The sequence below is a fragment of the Oryzomonas rubra genome (assembly GCF_008369015.1).
GTDB classification, from domain to species: domain Bacteria; phylum Desulfobacterota; class Desulfuromonadia; order Geobacterales; family Pseudopelobacteraceae; genus Oryzomonas; species Oryzomonas japonica.
The window spans coordinates 196785-217236 of sequence record NZ_SRSD01000004.1 but is presented as its reverse complement, the minus strand read 5'-3'; the positions used below and the strand labels follow the sequence as shown (position 1 = coordinate 217236).

The following is a 20452-nucleotide window of genomic DNA, read 5'->3' as shown; positions in this document are numbered from 1 at the left end:
TCTCCCTTGGGGATTTTCAGCGACCAGACAAACAAGGGATTTTTTTTGTAGCCCTTTTATAGGCCTTTTGGTATAAATAGATGTTCGGTTTTCATGACGGCTACCCAAGCAGGGGGTCGATCAACCACGGGACCGGAGAGCAGGATCATATACCGCCAGGATTCGGCAACGAACCGGGACGGAAGGGAATACCCGACAGTGCAAAGCATGGCTTGTGCACTGAACGATATCGCGCCTTTCCGGCGCGTTTTTTGTTTCTGGGGGACGGAGAGATGCTATGCAGAAGAAAATGACCATACCGGACATCTTCCTGATGAAGCAGGAAGGGCGGCGCATCACCATGTTGACCGCCTACGATTTCCCCTTTGCCCGCCTCGTGGACCAGGGGGGCGTGGATATGATCCTGGTGGGGGATTCGGCCGGCGTCGTGGTGGCCGGTCACGACACGACCCTGCCGGTCACTATGGATGAGATGCTGTACCATACGAAGTCGGTCCGGCGTGCCGACCCCAGGGCCCTGGTGGTGGCCGATATGCCGTTCATGTCGTACCAGGCCGGCATCGAGGATGCCTGCCGCAACTGCGGCCGGATGATCAAGGAGGGGGGCGCCGAGGCGGTGAAGATCGAGGGGGGCGTGAATATGGCCTCCGTTATCCGGGCGGTGTCCGCCATCGACATCCCGGTCATGGCCCACATCGGCCTGACTCCCCAGTCGATCCACCGCATGGGGGGCTACAAGGTGCAGGGGCGCAAGGACCAAGCCGAGCGGATCATGGATGATGCCCGGGCGGTCCAGGAGGCAGGCGCATTCTCGGTGGTCCTGGAAGGAATACCGGCCCCGCTGGCGGCCCGCATCACGGCCGAACTCTCCATCCCCACCATCGGCATCGGCGCGGGGCCGGATTGCGATGGCCAGGTGCTGGTGATCCACGACATCCTGGGGCTGTGCGAAAAGTATTCCCCCAAATTCGTCAAACGCTACGCCGAGCTGACACCAATCATCACCGAGGCGGTCAAAACTTACGTGGATGAGGTCCGGGCCGGGGAGTTCCCGACCGCCGAGCATTCGTTCAATTGAAATCCATCCCCTTTAAAAAGGGGGAAGTAAAATCGAGGAAATCAGGAAATCCATGAAGATCATTTCTGCCATAGAGGAAATGCAGCAAACCGCCCTGGGCCTCAAGCGCCAGGGCAAGACCATCGCCTTCGTTCCCACCATGGGATACCTGCACGAGGGGCATGCCTCGCTGCTCAGGGAGGGGCGCACACGGGGTGATATCCTGGTCCTCTCCATCTTCGTCAACCCGATCCAGTTCGGCCAAAACGAGGACCTGGACAGCTATCCCCATGACCGGGAGCGGGACTTTCGCACCGCGGAGGGATGCGGCGTGGACATCGTCTTTACCCCCGACAGCACCGGCATGTACCCGTCCGGGTTTCAGACCGGGGTGGCGGTGCGGGAACTTTCCCAACCGTTGTGCGGCGCCAGCCGTCCGGGACATTTCGACGGCGTGGCCACGGTGGTGACCAAGCTGTTCAACATCGTCCAGCCGGACGTGGCCCTGTTTGGGCGCAAGGATTACCAGCAACTGGCCGTCATTCGGCGCATGGCGGCCGACCTGAACCTGCCGGTGCAGGTGATCGGCATGCCGATCGTCAGGGAGGCGGACGGCCTGGCCCTGAGCTCGCGGAACAGCTACCTGTCGCCTGTGGAGCGGCAGGCTGCCCTCTGTCTCTCCCGCGCTCTGGTGCGGGTCCGGGAGCGGTACGCCGCCGGGGAGCGCTCCGCAGCGACCCTGAAAAACGAGGCCCTGGCCGTTATCGCCCAAGAGCCGCTGGCCGCAATAGACTATCTGGAAGTGCGCGACGGCGCCACGCTGGAACCGTCGCAGACCGTGGACAGCGGCACGTTGGTGGCGCTGGCGGTCAAACTGGGACAGACGCGACTGATCGATAACACCATAGTGGGAGAGGAGCAGTAACCATGCAGAGAATCATGTTGAAGAGCAAGATCCATCGTGCCACCGTCACCGGAGCCGACCTCCATTACGAGGGGAGCGTCACCATCGACCGCGACCTGATGGATGCGGCCGATATCGTTTCCTACGAAAAGGTTGCGGTGTGGGACGTGACCAACGGCAGCCGCCTGGAGACCTATGCCATCGAAGGCGAGCGCGGCTCCGGCGTCATCTGCCTCAACGGTGCCGCCGCACGTCTGGTGGCCCCCAAGGATCTGGTCATCATCGCCAGCTTCGTCAACATGGACAACGAGGCGGCCATCACCCACGAGCCGAAACTGGTCTTCGTGGACGAGCAGAACCGCATGCTGCCGACCCGCAAGGAAGATGCGGGGCAGTCCAAACTGAAGTGCGTGCACTAACGTTAAGAGGTTGTTGAAAAACAGCCATCTCGCCGCCGTCCTCAAAAGCCCTTTCGTGCGGCGTAGCGCTGCTACGCCTCCTCAGGGCTTGTCTAGCGGGTGCGACGATCTGACTATTTTTGAACAACCTGAGTTTTTCAATAGCCTGTTAAACGTAATCGGATAGGATTAGCGGGATTCAGGCAGGAAACTTCGGTTTTCTGCCTGTTTCTTTTTTAAAAGGTAGTGGGTATAATTAACCACCGCCGTCCCGTTTCATGACGGATTCCCGCCCGAAGGCATCATGTGTCTTCACGGCGGACACCGCGCTGGGGGTTGAACATGTCCGAATCCACCATCTACGCCGCCTCATGGCTGATCAATCCCGACGCCCCCCCCGTTGCCGGCGGGGCGCTCCTGGTACGCCATGGCACGGTGGCCGCCGTCGGCACGCTCGCCGAGTTGCGGAGCGCCCATGCCGCTCCGGTGGTGGAATTCCCCGACAGCACCATCATCCCGGGCTTCGTCAACGCCCACACCCATCTGGAGCTGACCCATTTCGCCTCCTGGCGGCTGCGTACCCATGTGGAGTACAACCCGCGCCGCTTCGTGGACTGGATCATCCAGTTGATCAAGATCAGGCGCGGCCTCAAGGACGAGGATATCCTCGCCTCGTTGCGGGAAGGGGTGCGCATGTGCCTGGAGTCCGGCACCACAGCCGTGGGGGAGATCGTCACCAACCCCGCCCTGGCGCCGCGCTACCAGACATCTCCCCTTGGGGGGCGTCTCTTCTTCGAACTGCTCGGCCACGACCCGGACCGATTCCGCGGCATGCTGGACAAGGCGCTTGCCGCCTGTGCGGAGAGCAACGACCGGTTCGCTGCCGGTCTGTCGCCCCACAGCCCCTATACCATCGGCGAGGTGAACCTGGCGCAGATCCGCGAGACCGCCGTATCCCGATTCCTCCCCCTGGCGATCCACATCTCCGAATCCCGGGAGGAGGCCGACTTCATCTTCGACACCGCCGGTCCCCTAGCGGAGCAGTTCTATCCCTTCGTGGGGTGGGAGGAACTGTTGATGCCGCCCCGCCATTGCAGCTCCACCGAACTCCTGGACCGCTTCGGCCTGCTGACCCCCACCACCATGGCCATCCACTGCGTCCACGTCACCCCATCGGACGGGGAGACCCTCAAAGAGCGCGGCTGCTCCATCGTGCTCTGCCCGCGCAGCAACGAACGCCTCGATGTGGGAAAGGCCCCGCTGCATCTGTTCAAAAAACTCGGCATTCCGCTGGCCCTGGGCACCGATTCCCTGGCCAGCAACGACTCTCTCTCCCTCTGGGAGGAGATGCGCTTCGCCCTGGACCTGTTCCGCAACAACCTGTCCCCGGCCGAAGCCTTCCGCATGGTTACGGTCGGGGGGGCTACTGCCCTCGGTATGGCCTCATCCTGCGGTTCGCTGGAACCGGGAAAGCGCGCCGATTTCCAGATCGTGGGGAACGGTGGGGCAGAGACGGAGAAAGTGCTGGAACGGCTTGTGGGCGAGGGTGCGGTTCAGGAGGTCTATGCGGGCGGGGAACGGTATGCGGGCTCCGGCGGCTGAGGGTGTCTCTCGCCGCCCCGTCTTGAGGCAATACTTTGAATTTTCCAAGCCCCTGTGGCACACTACCGATCATGCCAACCATGAACACCCTTGAAACAGCCATCGTCCGTCTGCTGCGGGATAAACCGTTCTACGGCCACTTTATCCTGAATCTGCGCCGTGCGGAGCAGCCCTCGTCCAACCACGCCGCCGGCGTGACCATCCGGGACGGGGTGCCGACCCTCTCCCTGAATCCCCCGCTGTTCGCCGCCCTGTCCCGCGAGGGGCAGCAGGCCCTGCTGGAACATCTGGTCAAGCATCTCCTCCATCTCCATCCCCTGCGCCGCAAACAACGCAACAACCATGATTGGGATATGGCCTGCGACCTGGCCATCAACCCCGGCATCAAGGGGCTGCCGGACGATGCGCTCGTACCGGAACAGTACGGCCTGGAAGCGGGATTGGCGGCAGAGGAGTATTATGCCCTGCTGGTCCCCCCCTTCGACACCGGAAACCTGGACGGCAGCGGCTATGGCGATAGCGAGCAGGATGACCGGGGGGCTGCCGGGCAGGGGCGGGCCGCTGTGCAGGACGGGGCGACCCTGGACGATCACGAGATCTGGAGCGACGCCGATAGCACCCCCTTGCCCCTGGGCGAGGAGATGGTGCGGAGCATCACGCGAGATAGCCTGCGGGGGAGCGACGGCGAGGCGCCGGGAGATATCCGGGCGGTGGTGGAGGGGCTGTTGCGGCCATCGCCCATCCCCTGGCGCCAACTGCTGCGGCAGTTTGTCGCCACGGCCGGGCGGGTGGGGCGGAAGAGCACCTGGATGCGGGAGCATCGCCGTTTCGGCACGGGGACTCCCGGTATTCGCAAGCGGCGGCGGCTCAACCTGCTGGTGGGCATCGATGTCAGCGACTCCACCAATATCGTGGCGCTGCGCGAGGCCTTTGCCCGCGAGTTGGTGCACATCGCCCGGGGACGGGACGCCCACATCACCGTGTTGTACGCCAACAGCCGCATCCAGAGCGTAGAGGCGTTCAGCGGCTCGTCGTTCGTGGCCCAGCGGTACGACGGTGGCGGCTTCACCGACTTGCGACCGGTCTTCGAGTACGCCCGGGGCATGCACCCCCTGCCGGCCGCGATCATCTACCTGACCGACGGCATCGGCCCTGCCCCTGAGACGATGCCGTTCCCCACCCTGTGGGTGCTGACCCGCGAAGGGGAACGGCCGGTACCGTGGGGGATGGAGCTGCGGTTGGATGTATAATATAAACAACCTGCACAGAGACTCGGGGAGATTAATTTTAAAAAGCATCCAAGCTCATACCTAACCACCCCTAACCCCTCCTGAATCAGGAGGGGGACGAGAGACTCCCCTCCTTGATAAGGAGGGGCTGGGGGTGGTTGATATGAGTGCCATCTTGATTGCAACTTGGAATAAGATTCTTTTGAAGGGATTTTCTATGGACGAATTCAAACCGATGACCGCGGAATCGGTCGGGAGCCTGCTGGAAGAGGCGGGGGCCGAGGTGCTGGTACGCTCCGGGAGAAGCGAGAGCTATGGCGCCCCGCGGGAGTTTTCCTTCGAGGTTAAGGCAACGTTTTCCAACGGCATGGGGCTGCATGTGCTGGCGCGCCAGTTTAACTACCGCGACCCCTGGGAGGCCCAGGGGAGGATCAACGACATGGTTGATGTGTCGCTGCTCCGCGCCGGCAGCTATACCAGTCTGCCGAAAGGCTTTGATTATTTCCAGGGGATCGATGAGGAGTGCGGGTTGGATGAGGAACGGCTGAAAGAGGTGATCGCCTGCGTCAGCGGCCTGAACCCCAAGCTTTACCTGTTGCAGGAGATGACCGGGGATCTATGAGGTTGTTGAAAAACAGCCATCAGGCCTCCATCCTCGAACGCCCTTTCGTGCGGCGTAGCGCCTGGCCTTCGCAGCCAAAGCAGCTTCGGCGGAGTAGGCCTGCTACGCCTCCTCGGGACATTCTGCGGGTGCGACGATCTGACTATTTTTGAACAACCGGAGCTTTTCAACAACTTGTCAGAGCAGGCTCACCAGCATCTTGGTGGCCATGGCGATCAGCAGCAGGGCGAAGAATTTCTTCAATTTTGGGATCGGCAGGCTGTGGGCCAGCTTGGCGCCCAGGGGCGCCGTGGCGAAGCTGGCGCATGCCACCCCGGCCAGCGCCGGGAGGTAGACAAAGCCGATGCTGTAGCTCGGCAGTGCTACGGCCGACAGACCGTTGACCGCATAGCCGACCGCCCCGGCCAGGGCGATGGGAAAACCGACTGCGGCGGAGGTCCCAATGGCGTTGCGCATGGGGACGTTGCACCACAGGAGGAACGGCACGGTCATGGTGCCGCCGCCGATGCCGACCAGGCTGGAGACGCCGCCGATCAGGCTGCCGACGCCGGAGGTGCCGACTACGCCGGGGAGTTGCCGCTGGGCCTTGGGTTTGATGTCCAACAGCATCTGGAGCGCCACGTAGTACAGGAACGCCACGAAGAAACCCTTGAGAAAGCCGGTGGAGAGGTGTGACGCCAGCCAGGAACCGAGGAAGGTCCCGGCCAGGATACCGGGGGTTATGCGCCGGACGACACCCCAGTCAACCGCTTTGCGGCCATGATGGGCCCGCATGCTGGAGACCGAGGTGAACATGATGGTGGCCAGCGACGTGCCCAGCGCCAGGTGCAGGATATAGGCGGCCGGCAACTGCTGGGCCGTGAACAGGAAGGTGAGTATCGGCACGATCACCAAGCCGCCCCCCACACCCAAAAGCCCCGCCAGGATGCCGGCAAAGCCGCCCAGCGCAAGGTACGAAAGCCAAAATGTTATCATTGTTTCTCCCGCCACCGGGGACGCCACGTCCCATAACAGTAACCTGAATCTGTAACGCCTCCATGCCTTCGTTGATCCGAAAGGCCTCTGCCCTTGCCTTTGAGGAGATAAACACCAGGGCGACGGAGGACCGACGAAGTGGGTTGTTTGATGCGGCCGGGCGGCGGGCTGGTCCCGACTCTTCCTGACACTGGGGTATTCCGGCATTACGGATTCAGGACTAGTTTTTTACCCGTTTCTGCTGTTGTTCCTCCCGCAGCATGTCCAGCGCCAGCAGGGCCACGCCGACGCAGATCAGCGAGTCGGCGGCGTTGAAGGCCGGCCAGTGGTGCGCTTTCCAGTACACATCGAGGAAGTCGATGACCTCGCCCAGGCGGACCCGGTCGATGAGGTTGCCCACGGCGCCCGAGAAGATCATGGCCAGGGAGACCTGGGCCAATTGCTGGTCGTTGCGCAGACGGTTGAAGGCGATCACGATCACCACCGCGGCGATGGCCGAGATGGCGATGAAGAAGGGGAGCCGCCAGGAGGCGTGGGAGAGAAAACTGAAAGCGGCCCCCCTGTTGCGCACATAGGTGATGTTGAACAGCCCGTCGATCACCGGGATCGACTGGAACATCTGCATGCTCCGGTCGATGTATAGTTTGGTGATCTGATCGACGATCAGCCCGACGATGGCGATACTGCCGAAAATAGTCCAGCGCCGCATCGTTAGACCACCGCCTTGGTGCATTTGGGACATATGGTTGGATGCGACGTATCCTGTCCCAGTTCCTCGCTGTAGCACCAGCAACGGTCGCACTTCTCACCCGGAGCGGCCGATACCTGCACCCGCAGGCCGGGGAGGGTTTCAGCCGCATAGCTGTCGCCAGCCATGGTGTCAACCAGGGCGACCTTGGAGACGATGAAGATCGCAGCCAGTTCTGCGGCGTATTCCCGGAGGAAGGTCAGCAGTTCCGGTTCGGCGCTGATGGTTACCCCGGCGTCCAGGGAGTGGCCGATGGTTTTGGCCACCCGGGCCTGTTCCAGGGCCTTGGATACCTCGGCCCGCACCTTCATGATCCGCTCCCAGCGTTCCACCAGCTTGTCGTCCTTCACCTCGGGCTGGAGTGTGGGGAATACGGCCAAGTGGACGCTGCCCTCGTGCTCGCCCGGCAGGTACTGCCAGGCCTCGTCGGCGGTGAAGGAGAGTACCGGTGCGATCAGGCGCAGCAGGGTATCCAGGATGCGGTACATGACGGTCTGGGCGCTGCGCCGTTCCAGGGAGTCCTTCTTGCTGGTGTAGACCCGGTCCTTGAGGATATCCAGGTAGAACGAACTCATCTCCACGGTGCAGAAGCCGTTCACGGCATGGTAGAGGACGTGAAACTCATACTCGTCGTAGGCGGTCAGCACCTTTTCCTTGAGCAGTTCCAACTGGTGCAGGGCCCAACGGTCGATCTCCGGCATGTTCGCGTATGCCACGCTGTCCCGGGCCGGGTCGAAGTCGTTGATGTTCCCCAGGATGTACTTGCTGGTGTTGCGGATACGGCGGTAGGACTCGGACAGGCGGCTCAGGATCTCCTGGGAGATGCGGATATCGTCGCGGTAGTCCTGGGCAGCCACCCACAGGCGCAGGATTTCGGCGCCGTACTTCTTGATGATCTCCTCCGGGGCCACGACGTTGCCGACCGACTTGCTCATCTTGCGGCCGGAGCCGTCCACCACGAAACCGTGGGTGAGGACATTCTTGTAGGGGGCGCGGCCGCGGGTGCCGACGCTTTCCAGCAGCGAGGAGTGGAACCAGCCGCGGTGCTGGTCGCTCCCCTCCAGGTACATGTCGGCCGGCGAGGCAAGCCTGGGGTTGGGTTCCAGCACGGCGGCATGGGAGACACCCGAATCGAACCACACGTCCAGGATGTCCATCTCCTTTTCGAATTCCGTTGCCCCGCATTTGGGGCATTTCGTCCCCGGAGGCAGCAATTGGGCGGCCTCCCAGTCGAACCAGACATCGGCGCTGTGCTGTGTGAAATGATCGGCCACATGGTCCATGACGGCGCCATCGGCCAGGTATTCGCCGCAGGCCTTGCAGGAAAAGGCGGTGATCGGCACACCCCAGGTGCGCTGGCGGGAGATGCACCAGTCCGGGCGGTTTTCGATCATGCCGTGGATGCGCTCCTTGCCCCATTTGGGAATCCACTGCACCTGGTCGACGGCCTCCAGCGATTTCTTGCGCAGGTCATCGGCCTCCATGGAGATGAACCACTGTTCGGTGGCCCGGAAGATGATCGGCTTTTTGCAGCGCCAGCAGTGGGGGTAGGAATGGACAATGTCGGCCTGCCCGAGCAGCGCCCCGACCTCGGTCAGCTTCTCGATCACGGCCGGGTTGGCGGCAAAGACGAACTGGCCGCCGAAGAACTCCACGTTCTGGATATACTTGCCGTGGTTGTCCACCGGGTTGTAGATGTCAAGCCCTTCCTTGAGGCCCAGTTCGTAGTCCTCCTGGCCGTGGCCGGGGGCGGTGTGAACGCAGCCGGTGCCGGCCTCAAGGGTCACATGCTCGCCCAGAAGGACGATGGAATCCCGATCGTAGAAGGGGTGCTTGCAGCGCTTGCGCTCCAGGACGGCCGCTTTGAAGGTGGCGATGACCTCCCCCGTCAGGCCGACGGCCTTGAGGAAGCTGTCCTTGAGCCCTTCCGCCACGATCAGAACCCCTTTTTCCGTCTCCAGGGCCACGTAGTCGAATTCGGGGTGCAGGGCCACGGCCAGGTTGGCCGGGATGGTCCAAGGAGTCGTGGTCCAGATCACCACGTAGGCCTGCTTGCCGGCCAGGGCCGGGACGGCGGCGGAAACGTCGTCCCGCAGGGCAAAACGGACGTAGATCGACGGCGAGGTGTGGTCGGCATACTCCACCTCTGCCTCGGCCAGGGCCGTGACGCAGGAGGAACACCAGTGGACCGGTTTCTTGCCGCGGTACAACCCACCGCTCTTGGCGAACTTGGCTAACTCCCGTGCGGTCTGCCCTTCGTATGCGTAGTTCATGGTCAGGTAGGGGGTGTCCCAGTCCCCCAGCACACCCAGGCGCTTGAACTCATCCCTCTGGATGGCGATGAATTTCTCCGCATATTTCCGGCACTCACGGCGCATCTCCAGCTTGGAGATCTCGTGTTTTTTCGATCCCAGGTTCTTTTCCACCTGCAGCTCGATCGGCAGGCCGTGGCAGTCCCAGCCCGGAACGTAGGGGGCGCGGAAGCCCTCCATGCGTTTGCTTTTCAGGATCACGTCCTTGAGAATCTTGTTCAGGGCGTGGCCGATATGAATATGGCCGTTGGCGTAGGGGGGGCCGTCGTGCAGGATGTAGAGCGGCTTGTCCTTGCCGTCTTCCTCCATGCGGGCATACAACCCCTCGGCTTCCCACTTGTTAAGGATTTCCGGCTCCCGTTGGTTCAGGTTGGCCTTCATGGGAAAGTCGGTTTGGGGCAGATTGAGTGTGTCTTTATATTCCATGGTGCTGTCTCCTCACAGACTTCTGCTGGTTGTGCAAATTTTACAAAAGTATCGTGATAGCAGAGAAATGTCAAGGAATGCCCTGTGGTTGCCGGGCAGATGGCAAATACCATGCGTCGGTTGTCATTGCAAGGTATCGGTGTTAAAATCAAGCATCACCATCGAGCAAAACATGGGCGGTCGCCTTCTGGCCCGCAATGCGGAGGGGGGCGCCGAATTCAGGGCTGAAGTCTGGGGAACCAGATTCCCCCTTGCATTTGCCGCCTCCCTCTGCTAGCATATTTAGCCTTTTCCTGAACTAAAACCGGACCCCTGTACGAAAGGATTGAAAGAATAATGTTGAAAATATTCGATTACCTGTTTGGTATGTTTTCCAATGATTTAGCCATTGACCTGGGGACCGCCAATACCCTGGTCTACCTGAAGGGCAAGGGGATCGTGGTTCGCGAACCGTCGGTGGTTGCGGTCCAGAAGATGCCCAACGGCCAGCAGAGGGTGCTCAAGGTCGGTATGGAGGCAAAGCAGATGCTGGGGCGTACCCCCGGCTCCATCACCGCCATCCGCCCCATGAAGGACGGGGTCATCGCCGACTTCGACATCACCGAGGAAATGCTGCGCTACTTCATTCACAAGGTGCATAACCGCAAGACTCTCGTGCGCCCCCGCATCGTGATCTGCGTTCCTTCCGGCATCACCCAGGTCGAGAAGCGCGCCGTCAAAGAATCGGCCGAATCGGCCGGCGCCCGCGAAGTCTACCTGATCGAGGAGCCGATGGCCGCTTCCATCGGAGCCGGTCTGCCCATCACCGAGGCCTCGGGCAACATGATCGTCGATATCGGAGGCGGCACCACCGAGGTGGCGGTCATCTCCCTGGCCGGCATCGTCTATGCGCAGTCCACCCGCATGGGGGGCGACAAGATGGACGAAGCCATCGTCCAGTACATCCGCAAGAAGTACAACCTGCAGATCGGCGAGCGCATGGCCGAGAGCATCAAGATCGAGATCGGCGAAGCCTATCCCGGTCCCGATGTCCTGTCCATGAGCGTCAAGGGGCGCGACCTGGTGTCCGGCATCCCCAAGACTATCGAGGTGAATTCGGACGAGATCCGCGAAGCCCTCAAGGAAGCGGTCAACGCCATTGTGGATACGGTGCGCATCTGTCTGGAAAAAACACCCCCCGAACTGGCGGCCGACATCGTTGACAAGGGTATCTTCCTGGCCGGTGGCGGCGCCCAGTTGCGCAACCTGGACATGTTGCTGCGCGAGGTCACCAAGGTGCCGGTGCTCATTGCCGAGAATCCTCTGGACTGCGTTGTGCTCGGTTCCGGCAAGGTCCTTGATGAGTTGAACCTCCTCCGCCGGGTCGCAGTCACATCGTAGCCGTGCCGGTCCCAAGGGGCGTGAAGAAACTCTCCATGAGCGGGGATGAACAGGACAGTCAGGATGCGCCGCGAATCGTCGTTCCTGCTCATCCTGTTTATCCCTGTTTTCGTCTTACTGTGCTGACATGACAAATCCCTCCATCGACATAATCGTCCCGGTCTGGAACAGTCCCTTCGAAACCCGCGCCTGCCTGGCCGCGATCCTCAGGCACTCCCCCGGGGCGCGCATGATCGTCGTCGACAACGGCAGCAGCCGGGAAACCGAGCTGATGATGGAGGAGTTCTCCGAACCGCTGGGGGAACAGGGCCTGTTCATAAAGTCCGAGCGCAACATCGGGCTGGTGCCGGCCATCAATAGGGGACTGGCGCGTTCCGATGGCGATCTTGCCATCATTGTCCGGCCGCATGTCCTGGTCACTCCTGGATGGCTCGACGCCCTCAGGGAGGCCGCCCAGGACGCTTCGGTCGGTATTGTCTCGCCGGTTTTCAGCGGCAGCGGGGCTTCGCAACGCCTTGCTGTCAACAGCAGGCACGATTGCCCGTTCATCGAGACCTTCTCGGTGTCGTTTTCGGCCCTGTTGCTGAAGAGCGAGATGCGTGTGCAGATCGGTTGCTTCGACGAGGGGCTGGATAGCGGCGAATGGTGCCTGATCGATTATATTCGCCGCGCCTGGAGCAAAGGGTATCGCACCGGTGTTACGTCGCGCTCTCGCCTGATTTGCAGCCAGGAGCCGGTTTTCGGCTCGGACGCGCGGCGGAAGAGCCAGGCTCATATCAGCTGGGAACACTATCGGGAACTGTGGGGCATCAGCCGCCATTACGGCGTCTATTTTGGCGCCGATACGGATGTGGCCGCTCTTGCCGACGCCATGGAAACCATCCGGGAGGGTTCCCGCCGGGGGCATCGCTTCACCCTGTTGCTGCATCACCGCCAGGCCCGGGAGTTTCGCCGTTGCGGCTGGAATTGCCTGCATACCGGCATAGACCAGGTTCGGTTGTCCATGATCATGCCGCAGCGGGACCTGGTGCGCAAGATCGGAGCGCTCCGGGAGAGCGCCCCTGAGATGATCATGGTGCGTTGGCAGGATGATGCGTCTGTCGCCGGCATGGATATGTCTATTCCATTCGCCGACGTAGCCGCCGCACTCAGGGATGTATGACGAATAACGGGAAGGACCAAGTGCCGTGCCGCCTGGCACGGAGCGGAGGTGGTTCATGGTTGGAGATGTGAAGGCGCAGTTGCAGGCCCATCGCGCTTTGTTCGAAACAATGGAGCGGGATATGGCCCCGTTGATCGCCGAGACGGCGGACCTGCTTGTTCATACGCTCAAGAACGGAGGAAAGCTGCTGGTGATGGGCAACGGAGGGTCAGCCGCCGATGCCCAGCATTTCGCGGCCGAGATCGTCGGGCGCTTCAAGCTGGAGCGCCGCGCCCTGCCTGCCGTGGCGCTCTCCACCGACACCTCCATCCTGACCGCCATCGGCAACGATTACGGTTTCGAAGCGATCTTCAGCCGCCAAGTCGAGGCCCTTGCGGCGGCGGGCGACGTGGTGGTCGGTATCTCCACCAGCGGCAACTCCCCTAATGTGCTCAAGGCCTTTCAGGTGGCGCGGGAACGCGGCTGCCGCACCGTCGGCCTCTTGGGGCGCGACGGGGGGAGCATCAAGGCCGCCTCCGACGTGGCGCTGGTGGTCCCCTCCGACGACACCCCCCGCATCCAGGAGGGGCACATCACCATTATTCACATCGTCTGCGACCTGGTGGAACGGTCGCTGTTCGGATAAATTGTTATTCTTCCCCCTTTGACAAAGGGGGGAACACGACCAATACGGAAGGTTCTGAAATGAAACTCCAGCCCATCGATCTCACCGTCGTCAAGACCTACCCCATCGCCGAGCGCAGGAACAAGGTCTCGCTCGAACGTGATTTTGCCGCTGCCGTGACCCCCGGAATGACCGTTGCCGACCTTTTGGCGGCCATGCCCAATCAGTTGGGCGCCGAGAACCTCAATGCGGCCATCAATGCGGTCGTTGCGGCTCGCCGCAAGGGGAAGCCGGTTGTGATCGCCATAGGCGGCCACGTGATCAAATGCGGCCTGCAGCCGGTGCTGAAGGCCCTCATTGACGCCGACGTCGTGACGGCGGTGGCCATGAATGGTTCCGCCTCGATCCACGATTACGAGATCTCCCTGATCGGCGAGACCAGCGAGGATGTGGGCGCTGTGCTGCATTGCGGCACCTTCGGTATGGCCGAGGAGACCGGGCGCGACATCAACCGGGCGCTCAAAGCCGGGGTAGCCGCGGGATTTGGTTACGGCGAGGCCCTCGGGCGTTTCATTGTCGAAAACCGCAACCCCCATGCCGGGGCCAGCCTGCTGGCGGCCTGCCATACCAAGGGTATTCCCGCCACGGTGCATGTGGCCATGGGCACCGACATCATCCATCAACACCCGGAGGCCGACGGCGCCGTGCTGGGGCAGGCCACGTTCACCGATTTCCGGCTCTTCGCCTCCGTGGTGGCGACCCTGGGGGACGGCGGGGTCTTCATCAATATCGGCAGTGCCGTGATCATGCCGGAGGTGTTTCTCAAGGCGCTCTCCATCGCGCAGAACATGGGCTTTCACGTGGACCATTTCACCACCGCCAACTTCGATATGCAGCAACATTACCGCCCGCTGCAAAACGTGGTCAAGCGGCCGACCGCCGGCGATAGCCGCGGTCTGGCGATTACGGGTCACCACGAAATCATGATTCCACTCCTGGCGGCGGGGATTCTGGACAAAATCGGCCCACGCCGGGACTGAAACAGATTGAATTATTCCGATTTTGTTTTATACTGTGATGTATCTTGGAAGGCCTGAAAACGTGAGCCGGAGAAAAAAATGACCCTGACCGGAATTGTGCTGATCATCATCTCGGCGGCGCTCTGCATCATGGTGCTCGCCTTTATTCCGACGCTGCTGGCCGTGAAGCGGGCGGCGATCTCCCTGGGGGCGCTGTCGGAAATGGTGCATACGGAGTTGAAACCGGCCCTCCAGGAACTGACCGCGGCTTTGACCGAGTTGCGGGCCGTCGGCGGCGACGTGGCCGAGCATGCGGACGATGTCAAGCGTTTCATGACAGCGCTGGGCGAAACCGGCGACAACCTTAACACCATAAACCGATCGGTAGGAATGGTTGCCGGGGTGCTCAACGCCACCTCGACCTGGGTGGTCGGCGCCAAGGTGGCGGGGAAATATCTGCTTGAACGCTATCTCAAAAAACGGGGAGGAAAATGACCATGTCTGACGACGAAAAAGGAATTTCCGCAGGAACGGTGATGGTGTCATTTCTGGCCGGAGCGGCTCTCGGCGCCGGGCTGGCGTTGCTGTACGCGCCCAAGAGCGGCAAGGAGATGCGTGAGACCATCGCCGATCTGACCGAAGATGCGGTCGACAAGATCAAGGAATACGCCAAGGACGCCCAGGATAAGATCAAGACGGCCATCGAGGACGGTAAGGAAACCATCGTGGAGAAGAAGTCCATCCTCGCGTCGGCCATCGAAGCCGGCCGGGAAGCGATGCATAAGGAGAAGGAACGTACCTCCGCCTCCTGACCTTTGGCGGGAAATTGAAGGAAAAAAGCCCACTACGGTGGGCTTTTTTGTATGAGGGGATCCATGCCGCTTTCGGAGCGTCAGCGCAGGATGATAACCACGGGCCGGATTCTGGTCCAACGATTCATGGACGACCGCTGTACGACCTATGCCTCGGCGCTGGCCTTCTCCAGCATGCTCTCCATCGTGCCCTTTCTGGCCTTGCTCTTCACCATCTTCAAGGCGCTCAATATGCATGCGGTCCTGGCGCCCATGATCCTTTCCCATGTGACGGCCGGGTCGCACGAGCTGGTTACCCGCATGCTGCATTATATCGCCAACACCCATGTGGGATCACTGGGGGCGGCCGGCCTGATGACCCTGCTGGTGGCGGCCATGGCCATTCTGGATAGCGTTGAGGACGCCTTCAACCAGATCTGGAGCCTCGAACGGGGCAAGCGGCTCCACCACAAATTGCGGGATTATGTGATCGTGATCCTGAGCGTGCCGCTCCTGATCGCCCTGGCCGTCAGCATTACCAGCAGTCTCCAGCATCAGGGGGTGGTGCAGTGGTTCTTCCGGCTGCCGGTATTCGGCTACCTGATCCTGATGCTGTTCCGGTTGGTCCCCTACCTGAGTAGCTGGATCGCCCTTGTGTTTCTCTATAAGTTCATCCCGAACGTGCGGGTGAGCTTGCGCAATGCCGTGATGGGCGGGGTGGCGGCCGGCACCGTGTGGCAGGTGGCCCAGTGGGCCTATATCCATTTTCAGGTCGGCGTATCGCGCTATAACGCCATTTACGGTACGTTGGCCGTGTTACCGGTCTTCATGGTCTGGATTTACACCAGTTGGATCATCGTCCTGGCCGGGATGGAATTTGTCAGATATCTTCAGGAGGGCATACCTGCCCGAACCGCGGACGTGGTGGGCGACCCTCGGGGCAATAACTCGCAAACGCCCATGCCGCAAGGCTTTCCCCGGGATTGACTTTCCTTGGCAACTCCTTTATAATTCCATAACTTTATCAAACTCTGCGTCGGCACTCAGCATGACGGCGCGGCACTACTGCGTAGTAGCCATCGGGAAACGTGTGAAGCATATCGTCATTGCCATAGCCCTTGTAGCGTGCTCCCTTCCGGCAGGCGCTACGGAGCCGGTCCAGCCTCTGTTGACCGAGTTGACCAGCCCCACTGTTCCGGCGTTGCCCGCATTGGAACAGGTGGCGCTCGTCCCACGCGACGAGTTGACGGACGAGGAGGAGCCGCAGCAGCAGGACGCGAGCGAACTCTTTACCCTTGAGGAGCTCAAGGATAAAGGAAGCGACGCTGCCGAACTGACGCTGCCCGATGTCGATCTGCCCCAGGCGGACATCCCCCTGGCCCTCAACAGCAAGGTCGAATATTTCCTCACCTATTTCCAGACCAGGGGAAAGCAATCCTTCTCCCGCTGGCTCTCTCGCTCGTCCCGCTACATCCCCATGATGAAAGAGATTCTCAAGCGCGAGGGGATGCCGGAAGACTTGGTCTACGTGGCCATGATCGAGAGCGGTTTCCATCTACAGGCCCGTTCGGTGGCCAATGCCGTGGGGCCGTGGCAGTTTATCTCCGGCACCGGCCGGCGTTATTCCCTGCGTATCGACCAGTGGATCGACGAGCGCAAGGACCCGCTCAAGGCCACGGTTGCCGCCGCCCTGTACCTGAAAGAACTTTACGGCATGTTCAACGGCGACTGGTACCTGGCGGCCGCCGGCTATAACGCCGGTGAAAACAAGATCCTGCGCGCCATCAGCATGTACAACACCAGCGACTTTTGGGAACTTTCCCGCGGTTCCTACCTCAAGCGCGAGACAAAAGAATATGTCCCCAAGCTGCTGGCCGCGGCCATAATCGCCAAGGACCCCGCCCGCTACGGTTTTTCCGACGTGGCCTACCTGTCGCCGATCGAGTTCGATATCGTCAAGATCCCCTCGCGCACCGATCTGGAATTGGTGGCCAAACTGACCGGCACGACCTACGAGACGATCAAGGAACTGAATCCGGATCTGCGCCATTGGTCCACCCCGCCCAATTACCCCGACTATGAACTCAAGGTACCCAAGGGGACAAAACTGCAGTTCGATGCCGCTTACGGCAAGGTCCCCGAGGACCAGCGCTACACCGAAAAGGTGCTCTACACCCACTATCACGCCCGCAAAAAGGATTCGCTCAAGGTGATCGCCCGCCGGTACAGCACGACCCCGGATGCGCTGGCCGAATTGAATGGGCTCTCCAAGAAGAGCCGTATTGCCGGCAAGACGCTGGTCGTTCCGGCGCGGCAGACGGTTGATTTCAGCCATGAGGGACGTTCCGCCGCCACCGCTGGTACCGCCAAGGGCGGCTATGCGAAGTATTATACCGTGAAGAAGGGCGATACCCTGACGTCTCTCGCCAAGCGGTTCAACGTTTCCTCCAAGCTCCTCTCGGTCTGGAACAACCTGAAGGTCAGGGTTGCCCTGAAGCCGGGACGGCGTATCATCATCGCCAAGTTTATCGAAAAGAACGGGGAAATGGTACCTGAAGCACGGAAAAGCTGATGTTTTCCGCCCTGTCTGCCTTATCATGAAAGGAAAGACCGATGTATAATATCCTCATTTCCGCCGCGTCGGGCGCAGTCCTGTTCCTGCTGCTCTTTGCCGTCAAACTCCCCTGGTGGGCGGCGCTCCTGGTCGGCCTGGTGGTTTTCACCGCTCTCTTTGTGGGCATTTCCCGCGTTATCATGAAGAAGGTCATGGCTTCCATCGAGACCGCCGGCAAGGATCTCCAGGCGCAGCCGCCGCGTTTTGAAAAGGCGGTCCGCGAATTGAAGGATGCCCTGCAATACGGCAAATGGCAGGTCTATGTGGAAGGGCAGATCAACTCCCAGATCGGCATGATCTACTACATGAAACGTGATTTTTCCAACGCCTTCCCGTATCTCGAAAAATCGTTCTTCAAAAACTGGGCGGCCATGGGCATGTTGGCCATCTGCTACATGAAGCGCCAGAAGAAGGACAAGATGATCAGCACCTTCGACAAGGCGGTCCAGTGGAACGTCAAGGAACCGCTGCTCTGGGGGTTATATGCCTATTGCCTCAACGAGTGCGGCGATGTGTCGAAGGCCAAGGAGGTTCTGGGCAAGGGGCTGAAGAAGCTGCCCGGCGATGCGACGCTCGCGGATAACCTGGCCTGCCTGGAACAGGGCAAGAAGATGAAGATGAGAAACTACGGCGACATGTGGTTCCAGTTTCACCTTGAGAGCCTTGGCGCCTTGCAGAAACACCAGATGGCGGCCATGGGCGGTCGCATGCAGCGGCGCATGGTGGCCAGAAGGTAGCACTTTGCGTTACCACCGCAGATGCCATCCCATTGAAAGCCGTCGCGAGACGGCTTTTTTGTTTTTTTTGCCGAAAAAAGAGTAGAATATAATCATAAAACGATATATCCGGAAGCGGTTGAGCCCCATCAGATGGGGCAGAGATGTTCTTTTGAGGCAGGGTAGTGGCAGGGGGGTGCAATGAAGAAAAAAGCGTACATTTTAGGAGCCTGTCTCGGCCTCATGCTGGTGACGGTCTTCACGATAGTTCCGAGGGCCGGGGCCGCCTTGGGCGGATCTGCCGATTCTGTCACTACGGACCGCATGGCGCTCTCAGCCGTGCGGCGTACCACAACGGTCGGGCCGAGGTATACGGTCCAGGAAATCGCGTCCGATGCAACCAGCGTGCGGGAATACGTGTCGCGAGACGGAATCGTGTTTGCAATCGCCTGGAATGGGCTGATGCATCCCGACCTCACGATACTTCTGGGCTCATATGTCGGAGAATATCAGCAGGCCGCGCAAAAGACGCCACGCCAGATGGGGCAGAGGCGCCGTGAGGTAAGGGGGAGCCGGGTTATTGTCGAAAAATGGGGACATATGCGGAACCTGCAGGGGCGGGCCTATGTCCCGGCCTTGGTGCCTTCGGGGGTGCCCATCGATGAAATCAAGTAAGATGGCCGCAGTTTTGCTGCTAATGCTTATGGGGCTTGCCGGCTGCGGCGGCTCCGGGGGTGGTTCCGGTTCGCCGGGCGCCACGATAGGGGGGCAGCCCGCTGCCGGGAACAACGTGATGAGTGTGACCGTGAACGGTTCTCTCTGCTCGGGTAACCCCTCCTATCCCAACGAACCGTGCGTCAGCGTCACGATTTGTGCCCCCGGCACGACCAACTGCCAGACAATCGGCGACATCCTCCTCGATACCGGAAGCAGTGGGCTCCGTATCTTTAATCAGGCGCTCACGGTTCCGCTTACTCAAGTAACGGCAGGTTCCGGGTTGTTAGCGGAATGCGTCAACTTCGGCGATGGCTCATCCATGTGGGGGCCGGTTCAGATGGCCAGCGTGATTCTGGGAAATGAGCCCGCGGTTCAGATTCCTGTCCAGGTCGTCAACCAGAATTTCGGGACTCCGTCCAACCTCTGCACGAGCCCGAACTCTACCCCGAACACCAGCCCTTCCGAAGCCAACTACAATGGAATCCTCGGAGTGGGCCTCTTTGCGCAGGATTCCGGACTGTATTTTTCCTGTAGCGGGGCGGCGAGCGGATCGTCGTGTGCGGGGACTGCGGTGCCGAATGCCAGCCAACTCATAAACCCGGTTGCTGTCCTTCCCGGGGACAATAACGGTGTGATCGTGCAACTACCCGGCGTGCCCACGAACGGGGCGGGTTCAGCCAACGGTTCGCTCATACTCGGCATCGGCACCCAGTCCAACAATGTGCCTTCCGGGGTAACGGCTTATGGTGCCAATCAATTCGCCGAATTCACCACCACCTTCAACGGTCTCCGGTATGCCAGCTTCCTCGATACCGGTTCGAACGGGCTCTTCTTCCCGAGCCCCTCGGCGACCCAGCTTCCTGCCTGTCCCTCTCCCAATGCCGCCTGGTTCTGCCCGCCGGCCGCGGTCAGTTTCTCCGCGACCAATACGGGGGCCGGCGGTTCACCGAGCGGGATTGTTTCGTTCCTGATCGGCAATGCCGTCAGTCACTTCAATACGTCAAACCAAGTGTTCGGCGATCTGGGGGGCGGCGCGGCCACTAGTTTTGATTGGGGGCTTCCCTTTTTCCTGGGGCGAAGTGTCTTTGTGGGGATCGACGGGGCGAGTTCGAGCCTGGGGACCGGCCCCTACTGGGCGTATTGATCAACCGGTGAGATGCGTGTTTACTGCAAGGT

The 20452-nt window shown here is 60.8% G+C and carries 20 protein-coding genes; 17 read left to right on the top strand and 3 right to left on the bottom strand.

All coding sequences use genetic code 11. The features are described 5' to 3' along the window. Positions 1–277 precede the first annotated feature (277 nt). The 6 genes from panB to ET418_RS08215 all read left to right on the top strand — a co-directional run bounded on the left by panB (position 278) and on the right by ET418_RS08215 (position 5812). Positions 278–1078: a 3-methyl-2-oxobutanoate hydroxymethyltransferase gene (gene panB / locus ET418_RS08240; protein ID WP_149307118.1), complete on the top strand. Its 801-nt coding sequence runs from the start codon at positions 278–280 to the stop codon at positions 1076–1078. 52 nt (positions 1079–1130) lie between these two features. Beyond that, positions 1131–1982, top strand: coding sequence for a pantoate--beta-alanine ligase (gene panC / locus ET418_RS08235; RefSeq protein WP_149307117.1), 852 nt, complete (start codon positions 1131–1133; stop codon positions 1980–1982). A gap of 2 nt (positions 1983–1984) precedes the next feature. Next, positions 1985–2380, top strand: coding sequence for an aspartate 1-decarboxylase (panD, locus tag ET418_RS08230; protein WP_149307116.1), 396 nt, complete (start codon positions 1985–1987; stop codon positions 2378–2380). 321 nt (positions 2381–2701) lie between these two features. Then, the gene (locus ET418_RS08225) at positions 2702–3961 is read left to right on the top strand and encodes an amidohydrolase family protein (protein WP_149307115.1); all 1260 of its coding nucleotides are present in this window, start codon (positions 2702–2704) and stop codon (positions 3959–3961) included. Between the two features lie 71 nt (positions 3962–4032). Continuing rightward, positions 4033–5211 carry a vWA domain-containing protein gene (locus tag ET418_RS08220; protein ID WP_149307114.1) on the top strand — a complete coding sequence of 393 codons (1179 nt, stop codon included), beginning with the start codon at positions 4033–4035 and terminating at the stop codon, positions 5209–5211. A gap of 196 nt (positions 5212–5407) precedes the next feature. Then, positions 5408–5812: a hypothetical protein gene (locus tag ET418_RS08215; RefSeq protein ID WP_149307113.1), complete on the top strand. Its 405-nt coding sequence runs from the start codon at positions 5408–5410 to the stop codon at positions 5810–5812. 177 nt (positions 5813–5989) lie between these two features. Here the strand turns inward: ET418_RS08215 and ET418_RS08210 are convergent, their stop codons facing one another. The 3 genes from ET418_RS08210 to ileS form a co-directional block, all read right to left on the bottom strand. Then, positions 5990–6787 (bottom strand): sulfite exporter TauE/SafE family protein, encoded by a 798-nt coding sequence (locus ET418_RS08210; RefSeq protein WP_149307112.1) that lies wholly within the window; start codon positions 6785–6787, stop codon positions 5990–5992. Between the two features lie 220 nt (positions 6788–7007). Next, positions 7008–7496 (bottom strand): signal peptidase II, encoded by a 489-nt coding sequence (gene lspA / locus ET418_RS08205; protein ID WP_149307111.1) that lies wholly within the window; start codon positions 7494–7496, stop codon positions 7008–7010. Between the two features lie 2 nt (positions 7497–7498). Continuing rightward, positions 7499–10273, bottom strand: coding sequence for an isoleucine--tRNA ligase (gene ileS, locus ET418_RS08200; RefSeq protein WP_149307110.1), 2775 nt, complete (start codon positions 10271–10273; stop codon positions 7499–7501). 336 nt (positions 10274–10609) lie between these two features. Here ileS and ET418_RS08195 point away from each other — a divergent pair, with 336 nt between their 5' ends. The 11 genes from ET418_RS08195 to ET418_RS08145 all read left to right on the top strand — a co-directional run bounded on the left by ET418_RS08195 (position 10610) and on the right by ET418_RS08145 (position 20420). Continuing rightward, on the top strand, positions 10610–11653 hold the full coding sequence (locus tag ET418_RS08195) for a rod shape-determining protein (RefSeq protein ID WP_149307109.1): 1044 nt from the start codon (positions 10610–10612) through the stop codon (positions 11651–11653). 127 nt (positions 11654–11780) lie between these two features. Continuing rightward, the gene (locus tag ET418_RS08190) at positions 11781–12815 is read left to right on the top strand and encodes a glycosyltransferase family 2 protein (protein ID WP_149307108.1); all 1035 of its coding nucleotides are present in this window, start codon (positions 11781–11783) and stop codon (positions 12813–12815) included. A gap of 55 nt (positions 12816–12870) precedes the next feature. Further along, positions 12871–13440, top strand: a complete 570-nt coding sequence (gmhA, locus tag ET418_RS08185; RefSeq protein ID WP_149307107.1) for a D-sedoheptulose 7-phosphate isomerase — start codon at positions 12871–12873, stop codon at positions 13438–13440. A gap of 59 nt (positions 13441–13499) precedes the next feature. After that, positions 13500–14459: a GSU2086 family protein gene (locus ET418_RS08180; RefSeq protein WP_149307106.1), complete on the top strand. Its 960-nt coding sequence runs from the start codon at positions 13500–13502 to the stop codon at positions 14457–14459. 78 nt (positions 14460–14537) lie between these two features. Further along, a complete protein-coding gene (locus ET418_RS08175) occupies positions 14538–14933 on the top strand; it encodes a DUF948 domain-containing protein (RefSeq protein ID WP_149307105.1) in 396 nt (131 codons plus the stop codon). 2 nt (positions 14934–14935) lie between these two features. After that, complete coding sequence (locus ET418_RS08170) at positions 14936–15250, top strand: YtxH domain-containing protein (RefSeq protein ID WP_149307104.1); 315 nt, start codon at positions 14936–14938, stop codon at positions 15248–15250. Positions 15251–15313: 63 nt separating this feature from the next. Continuing rightward, positions 15314–16216, top strand: a complete 903-nt coding sequence (locus ET418_RS08165) for a YihY/virulence factor BrkB family protein (RefSeq protein WP_188055421.1) — start codon at positions 15314–15316, stop codon at positions 16214–16216. Between the two features lie 103 nt (positions 16217–16319). Then, positions 16320–17801, top strand: a complete 1482-nt coding sequence (locus tag ET418_RS08160; protein WP_275937948.1) for a lytic transglycosylase domain-containing protein — start codon at positions 16320–16322, stop codon at positions 17799–17801. Positions 17802–17842: 41 nt separating this feature from the next. After that, positions 17843–18580 carry a tetratricopeptide repeat protein gene (locus ET418_RS08155; protein WP_149307101.1) on the top strand — a complete coding sequence of 246 codons (738 nt, stop codon included), beginning with the start codon at positions 17843–17845 and terminating at the stop codon, positions 18578–18580. A gap of 180 nt (positions 18581–18760) precedes the next feature. Continuing rightward, the gene (locus ET418_RS08150; RefSeq protein ID WP_149307100.1) at positions 18761–19234 is read left to right on the top strand and encodes a DUF2844 domain-containing protein; all 474 of its coding nucleotides are present in this window, start codon (positions 18761–18763) and stop codon (positions 19232–19234) included. Continuing rightward, the gene (locus ET418_RS08145) at positions 19221–20420 is read left to right on the top strand and encodes a DUF3443 family protein (RefSeq protein WP_149307099.1); all 1200 of its coding nucleotides are present in this window, start codon (positions 19221–19223) and stop codon (positions 20418–20420) included. Before ET418_RS08150 ends, ET418_RS08145 begins: the two co-directional genes overlap by 14 nt. The last annotated feature ends 32 nt before the right edge of the window (positions 20421–20452 follow it).

Excerpts from the sequence above, each read along its gene's own strand:
- panB (WP_149307118.1), top strand. The coding sequence starts at position 278 with ATGCAGAAGAAAATGACCATACCGGACATCTTCCTGATGAAGCAGGAA.
- panC (WP_149307117.1), top strand. The coding sequence starts at position 1,131 with ATGAAGATCATTTCTGCCATAGAGGAAATGCAGCAAACCGCCCTGGGC.
- panD (WP_149307116.1), top strand. The coding sequence starts at position 1,985 with ATGCAGAGAATCATGTTGAAGAGCAAGATCCATCGTGCCACCGTCACC.
- ET418_RS08225 (WP_149307115.1), top strand. The coding sequence starts at position 2,702 with ATGTCCGAATCCACCATCTACGCCGCCTCATGGCTGATCAATCCCGAC.
- ET418_RS08220 (WP_149307114.1), top strand. The coding sequence starts at position 4,033 with ATGCCAACCATGAACACCCTTGAAACAGCCATCGTCCGTCTGCTGCGG.
- ET418_RS08215 (WP_149307113.1), top strand. The coding sequence starts at position 5,408 with ATGGACGAATTCAAACCGATGACCGCGGAATCGGTCGGGAGCCTGCTG.
- ET418_RS08210 (WP_149307112.1), bottom strand. The coding sequence starts at position 6,787 with ATGATAACATTTTGGCTTTCGTACCTTGCGCTGGGCGGCTTTGCCGGC.
- lspA (WP_149307111.1), bottom strand. The coding sequence starts at position 7,496 with ATGCGGCGCTGGACTATTTTCGGCAGTATCGCCATCGTCGGGCTGATC.
- ileS (WP_149307110.1), bottom strand. The coding sequence starts at position 10,273 with ATGGAATATAAAGACACACTCAATCTGCCCCAAACCGACTTTCCCATG.
- ET418_RS08195 (WP_149307109.1), top strand. The coding sequence starts at position 10,610 with ATGTTGAAAATATTCGATTACCTGTTTGGTATGTTTTCCAATGATTTA.
- ET418_RS08190 (WP_149307108.1), top strand. The coding sequence starts at position 11,781 with ATGACAAATCCCTCCATCGACATAATCGTCCCGGTCTGGAACAGTCCC.
- gmhA (WP_149307107.1), top strand. The coding sequence starts at position 12,871 with ATGGTTGGAGATGTGAAGGCGCAGTTGCAGGCCCATCGCGCTTTGTTC.
- ET418_RS08180 (WP_149307106.1), top strand. The coding sequence starts at position 13,500 with ATGAAACTCCAGCCCATCGATCTCACCGTCGTCAAGACCTACCCCATC.
- ET418_RS08175 (WP_149307105.1), top strand. The coding sequence starts at position 14,538 with ATGACCCTGACCGGAATTGTGCTGATCATCATCTCGGCGGCGCTCTGC.
- ET418_RS08170 (WP_149307104.1), top strand. The coding sequence starts at position 14,936 with ATGTCTGACGACGAAAAAGGAATTTCCGCAGGAACGGTGATGGTGTCA.
- ET418_RS08165 (WP_188055421.1), top strand. The coding sequence starts at position 15,314 with ATGCCGCTTTCGGAGCGTCAGCGCAGGATGATAACCACGGGCCGGATT.
- ET418_RS08155 (WP_149307101.1), top strand. The coding sequence starts at position 17,843 with ATGTATAATATCCTCATTTCCGCCGCGTCGGGCGCAGTCCTGTTCCTG.
- ET418_RS08150 (WP_149307100.1), top strand. The coding sequence starts at position 18,761 with ATGAAGAAAAAAGCGTACATTTTAGGAGCCTGTCTCGGCCTCATGCTG.
- ET418_RS08145 (WP_149307099.1), top strand. The coding sequence starts at position 19,221 with ATGAAATCAAGTAAGATGGCCGCAGTTTTGCTGCTAATGCTTATGGGG.